Here is a 1567-nt window from a genome sequence, read left to right on the forward strand (position 1 = left end):
AGGTCCGTGACCGCCTTCCCCTTCCGCAGCGCGTTGAGGCGCTCGCGGGAGCTCCATCCGCCGGTGGCATTGATCCAGCGGACGACGTCGGAGACCGAGTATTCCTGGCCGTCGTCGTTGAGCACCGTGGCGAACAGGTTATTCATCCGGGCGGCGAACTCGGCGTCGGCCACGGCGGATCCGCTGTCGGAATGCGCCGTGCTCTGTGCTGCCGGGCGACTGGAGGACACCCTCTTTGCCGATTCACTGCGCGCACCGTTCGCCGCCTGCGTGCTGTGTTCCTCGGCCATGGGCGGCGTTCCTTCGTTCGGCTGCTCCCGTTCAGCGGCAAGCTCCCAGACTGCGCCCAGGGGCGAGCGTGACGAAGCCTACTCGTCAGTCACCCTGCGCACTGCTACCAGCCGTACGCCTGGGTCACCCTCTCCAGGCGTCCAACATATGCGCCGTGACAGTTGATACTTAGCGTATATTTCTGCAATCGCTATGCAGTACAGTTCGCGCGCTGACAGTCGTCTCAACGCTCGTCTCCGTGCTCGGGGAGGCGAGCTCACAACAGGGCGGCTGACGTGCGGAGGTGAGACGTGGTGGTGATCGGCCGGCGTACGCGTGCGGCACCCCCGGCGCTACCCCCGTGGTGGGGCGCGGACGAGGAACCCCCTCGCCCCCGACGGCGCTCCCCTGCCTCATCGGGCCCGCCCCCTGCCGCGGCCGACGCCGAGGCTGCCGCGCCGGACTCGGCTGAGTGGGGCGACGAGGTCGCCTACGTCGACAGCTCCGAGCAATCCGCCCCCTACGTCGCCTACGAGCCCGAGTTCCACGAACCGGGCTACGACGACGGCTACAGCGACCAGGACTTCCCCGACGAGCACCGGCCGGTCAACGGCGCCACGGCCTTCTACCGGGAGGGTCCGACACAGCCGACGATGCCCCGGCAGGACCACTCCGAGCTGACGGTGACCTTCCCTGCGCCGCAGCAGGGAACGAACGCGGCGTCGGAGATTCCGCAGAGCCCGCTGCCGTCCGGGCGTTGGGTCACCCAGGACAGCACAGACCAGGACCTCTATCTGCCCTCCGGGCGGGCCAGCGACGACGCTCGTGCCGCGCGCACCACGGTCGACCGCCCGGTCGAGGCGCTGCGCCCGGTCGGGGTGGACGAGGCTCGCCAGCTCGCGGAGTGCTTCGCGTTGGACTACCTGTCCTGCGACGAGGACGACCCGGATCGACGCCGGCTGGCCCTCGAGCCCTACCTCGCGCGGCGCTCGGATGCGCTGCTGGGCTGGCCCGGTGACAAGCCGGGCAAGGGCCGGTGGCGTGCCGTGCAGGCCCGCGCTGGGGAGGTCCTGCCCTACAGCCACGGCATTACCGTCGATGTGAAGGTGCTCGTCGAGGTGTTCGAGCGGACCGCCGAACCGGAACCGGTCGCCGACAGTGCCGCAGACGTCGAGGACCACGACGCCGAGCACGACTCCGGCGGCGACGACGAGTCCCCGGCCGGGCCCTCGCCACCCCGGCCGGAACTGCCCCTGGGCGCGCGCTGGTCGGCCGTTCCCGCGGCGAGCGCCCCGGG

Annotated in this window: 1 protein-coding gene and 1 pseudogene; one reads left to right on the forward strand and one right to left on the reverse strand. The window is 70.7% G+C overall.

The window, feature by feature from the left end; translation table 11 throughout:
* Window positions 1–290: hypothetical protein (locus tag BM093_RS35675; RefSeq protein WP_143105731.1), on the reverse strand; the 290-nt coding region annotated here is incomplete at its 3' end.
* A 291-nt stretch (window positions 291–581) separates the two neighbouring features.
* On the opposite strand from BM093_RS35675, the pseudogene BM093_RS34800 reads away from it, so the two are divergent.
* Window positions 582–1567 (forward strand): annotated as a pseudogene (locus tag BM093_RS34800) (hypothetical protein); the annotation flags it as partial.

It is taken from the genome of Pseudonocardia ammonioxydans, assembly GCF_900115005.1.
GTDB lineage: Bacteria > Actinomycetota > Actinomycetes > Mycobacteriales > Pseudonocardiaceae > Pseudonocardia > Pseudonocardia ammonioxydans.